5 protein-coding genes are annotated in these 3,534 nt (G+C 41.0%); 2 read left to right on the top strand and 3 right to left on the bottom strand.

The window, feature by feature from the left end:
* Together Q0212_RS08520 and Q0212_RS08515 are read right to left on the bottom strand one after the other, a co-directional pair.
* The coding region (locus Q0212_RS08520) for a P-II family nitrogen regulator (protein WP_297924509.1) at positions 1-94 on the bottom strand (94 nt) is incomplete at its 3' end.
* A gap of 50 nt (positions 95-144) precedes the next feature.
* Positions 145-873, bottom strand: coding sequence for a TorF family putative porin (locus tag Q0212_RS08515; protein WP_297924507.1), 729 nt, complete (start codon positions 871-873; stop codon positions 145-147).
* 282 nt (positions 874-1,155) lie between these two features.
* Here Q0212_RS08515 and Q0212_RS08510 point away from each other — a divergent pair, with 282 nt between their 5' ends.
* Positions 1,156-1,404 (top strand): accessory factor UbiK family protein, encoded by a 249-nt coding sequence (locus Q0212_RS08510; RefSeq protein WP_297924505.1) that lies wholly within the window; start codon positions 1,156-1,158, stop codon positions 1,402-1,404.
* Between the two features lie 49 nt (positions 1,405-1,453).
* Positions 1,454-2,944 carry a YifB family Mg chelatase-like AAA ATPase gene (locus Q0212_RS08505; RefSeq protein ID WP_297924503.1) on the top strand — a complete coding sequence of 497 codons (1,491 nt, stop codon included), beginning with the start codon at positions 1,454-1,456 and terminating at the stop codon, positions 2,942-2,944.
* A gap of 76 nt (positions 2,945-3,020) precedes the next feature.
* Here the strand turns inward: Q0212_RS08505 and Q0212_RS08500 are convergent.
* Positions 3,021-3,534: DEAD/DEAH box helicase (locus tag Q0212_RS08500; protein WP_297924501.1), on the bottom strand; the 514-nt coding region annotated here is incomplete at its 5' end.

The following is a 3,534-nucleotide window of genomic DNA, read 5'->3' as shown; positions in this document are numbered from 1 at the left end:
CGGTAACGGTAATACCCTGCACGCCAATGTCAGATAAGCTCTCGCGAACATCATCTAACTTAAAGGGTTTAATAATGGCGGTGACTAATTTCATGTTTAATTCCTCAAAAATAAGGGCTTACCTTGTGAGTAAGCCCTATGATGTTAGAAACCTTTAGTTAAGGTTAAAACAAAGCGGCCTTCGCATAAGCCTGCGCCACATTCTTTTTCGTCAATGTTAGAGCCGATATATGCACCTTCAACAGTAATACCACTAATTGCTTTAGAAGCAGCTAATTTATAGTCAATGTAGCTGTCATCACTGCCTGTTGTGCCTAATGCTTGGCTCATCATAGCGGCACTGTCAAATTTGTTCATGCCAACACTGCCAAACAAACCTACACCAGCAACCTCTGTACCATAACTTGCATAGAGGTATAAAAATTTGTCTGATTCAAAGAAATAGTCTGGGCTGTAGTTAAAACCAACTTTTGCACCCATAGTACTAACAGAGGCATAAACTTCGTTGTAGTCAGCTTCAAATGCTGCATTATTATCATTTAAACCTGGATAGTTATAACGCATCACACCTACGTCATAAGCCACTTCACCTGCTTTACCACTGTAACCTAATAAGGTATCTAACTCTAAACCACCTACACCACTAGCGATGCTAGAACCCCACATAGAAAAATATGCACCACTTTCGTGAGTGAATGTCATTGCACCTTGTACGGCAGCATTGTTAGAGGTTTGAGAAACACCACGGAACAAATAGTCAGAGGTAAATGCAGCACTACCGCTTACGGTGATTGGATCAGCAGCAGAAGCATTAACTGCTGAAAATAACATTGAGCTTGCAAGTAAGGCTTTGGCTAAAGAAGAAAGTTTCATAGTGACCCCATTGTCTATTATTGAAAATTAACGTTCGCTACCTTAAAAGGGTTTGTCTTATCTCTAAGTTATGACAAACTAACCTTAGAATTGGTAGCAACTGTGCAAGATATAATGCAGAACTCGTGCCAAGATGGATTTTGTAGGTGGTTAAAGGTGTTACAGAGTGTCTTTGCACTTTTTTGAATATTTCTTTTGGAGCCTGTGTTGTATTTATGATCTATTTTGGTGCGCTAATTTGGTGCTTTTTTTGTTTTGGTGCATTTTTTAGGCGAGGTTGATATGGTATTAGATAATTTGGTGCAAAAAGTTCGTGAACAGGTGCGTGACCGCTTTGAGCAAGCGAACCAAACAGGCGCATGGCAAGAATTAGATAAAAATTTACAAGCCGTATTACAAGAAGTCTTTGCCAAAATGGAGTTAGTGACGCGTGAGGAATTTGATCGTCAAGCACAATTATTAGGTGAGGCACGAATGAAGTTACAAATGCTAGAAAAACAGCTAAAATCACTCGAAAATCAAATTAAATAGTTTTTATCAAGGATAAATTTAGTTTTATCAAACTAACAGGGATGTCATCATGTCATTAGCATTGGTCTATAGTCGTGCGGCTTTAGGGTTGCACGCGCCTCTGGTTACTGTCGAAGTTCATATTAGCAATGGTTTACCTGCTTTAACGATTGTGGGTTTACCTGAAGCGGCTGTGCGTGAAAGTAAAGATCGTGTTCGGTCAGCATTAATTAATGCAGGTTTTGAGTTTCCTCAACGGCGAGTGACGATTAATTTAGCCCCTGCCGATTTGCCCAAAGAGGGTGGTCGTTTTGATTTACCGATTGCCTTGGGTATTTTGGCCGCTAGCGGTCAAATAACATCTGAGAGCTTACAACATAAAGAGTTTGTGGGTGAGCTGGCATTAACAGGCGAATTAAGGCCGATTATTGGTGTATTGTCTGCAAGTTTGGCAGCAACTAAAGAAGGACATTCTTTATATGTGCCTGTGGATAATGCTCAAGAGGCGGCCTATCCGCAGCAAGCTCAAATTTATGGCATTCGTCATTTGAAAGAGTTGTGTGCTAGTTTGGCTGGTGACGTTGTGTTAACAGCCACAAAAAATCAAACTCAACATCATCATGTCAAATCACCCGATTTAAGTGATGTTAAAGGTCAACATCGTGCGCGTCGAGCTTTAGAAATTGCGGCGGCTGGTGGCCATTCTTTATTAATGATGGGCCCCCCAGGAACAGGCAAAACCTTATTGGCATCACGTTTATCTGGTATTTTACCTGCTTTAGACGATAATCAAAGTATTGAAGTCGCCACTATTCATTCCGTAGCGGCACAAAATTATCCGCATTTTGGTTTGCCGCCGTTTCGTGCGCCACATCATACCGCTTCTGCACCTGCCTTAGTGGGTGGTGGTTCTAATCCCAAACCTGGTGAAATCAGTTTGGCACATCATGGTGTATTATTTTTAGATGAGTTACCTGAGTTTGATCGAAAAGTTTTAGAGGTGTTGCGCGAACCTTTAGAGTCTGGTCAAGTAGTGATTTCACGTGCTGCTAAACAAATGACTTTTCCAGCGGCGTTTCAATTAATAGCGGCGATGAATCCTTGTCCTTGTGGGTTTTTAGGCGATGGTTCGCCGCGCTGTCGTTGTACACCTGAGCAAATAGCCCGTTATCGCGGCAAATTATCTGGCCCTTTATTAGATCGAATTGATTTGCATATCGAAGTCCCTGCATTGGCAGCCAGTGTGTTGCGCGATAATCAAGTGAGTGAAAGCTCAGCACAAGTGAAAGAGCGTGTTTTGGCGGCTCGTGAGCGGCAACAACACCGCCAACAATGCACAAATAAACATTTAACGCCTCGTTTATTAGACCAATATTGTATTTTGGGTGAAAAAGAAGGACGGTTATTAGATCAAGCGATGCAACGTTTAAGACTTTCTGCGCGGGCATATCATCGAATTTTGCGTGTGGCACGTACGATTGCTGATTTGGCAAACAGTGAGCAAATTTTAGTGCCACATATTACCGAAGCCATTGGTTATAGATTGTTGGATAGGCAGTAAGCTATCATTAATAATCACGTTAGGTTTTTTGTTGTTACTTTGCCTGTTTGTAGACAAAGTGACAACAGCCGCACACCTAGAAGCGTTCAAATAACTGCAATACATCTTCTTCTGATAGTTTAACCTGATGTTCTTTATCATGGCTTAAAATAGACGCAGCTAAATCGGCTTTGTTTTTTTGTAAAGCGATAATTTTTTCTTCAATGCTTTGATTAGTAATCAGTTTATAAACAAATACAGGTTTATCTTGGCCAATACGCCATGCGCGGTCAGAGGCTTGGTCTTCAGCCGCAGGATTCCACCACGGATCATAATGAATCACTGTATCCGCTGCGGTTAAATTAAGACCAACACCACCGGCTTTTAAACTAATTAAAAACACAGGCACTTGCCCAGATTGAAAAGCATTAATCACGTCTTCACGTTTTTTGGTTTGACCTGTTAATTTAACAAAAGCAATTTTTTGGCTGTTTAGGTTATCTTCAATCAGTTGCAACATAGTGGTAAATTGCGAAAAAATCAAAATTTTTCGGCCTTCTTCCACCATCTCTGTCACCATCTCAATTAATTGTTCAAGCTTAGCGGAGTTT

This window comes from uncultured Agitococcus sp. (assembly GCF_937920075.1).
Taxonomy (GTDB): domain Bacteria; phylum Pseudomonadota; class Gammaproteobacteria; order Pseudomonadales; family Moraxellaceae; genus Agitococcus.
This window is presented reverse-complemented; position numbering and strand designations above follow the sequence as displayed.

Excerpts from the sequence above, each read along its gene's own strand:
- Q0212_RS08505 (WP_297924503.1), top strand. The coding sequence starts at position 1,454 with ATGTCATTAGCATTGGTCTATAGTCGTGCGGCTTTAGGGTTGCACGCG.
- Q0212_RS08510 (WP_297924505.1), top strand. The coding sequence starts at position 1,156 with ATGGTATTAGATAATTTGGTGCAAAAAGTTCGTGAACAGGTGCGTGAC.
- Q0212_RS08515 (WP_297924507.1), bottom strand. The coding sequence starts at position 873 with ATGAAACTTTCTTCTTTAGCCAAAGCCTTACTTGCAAGCTCAATGTTA.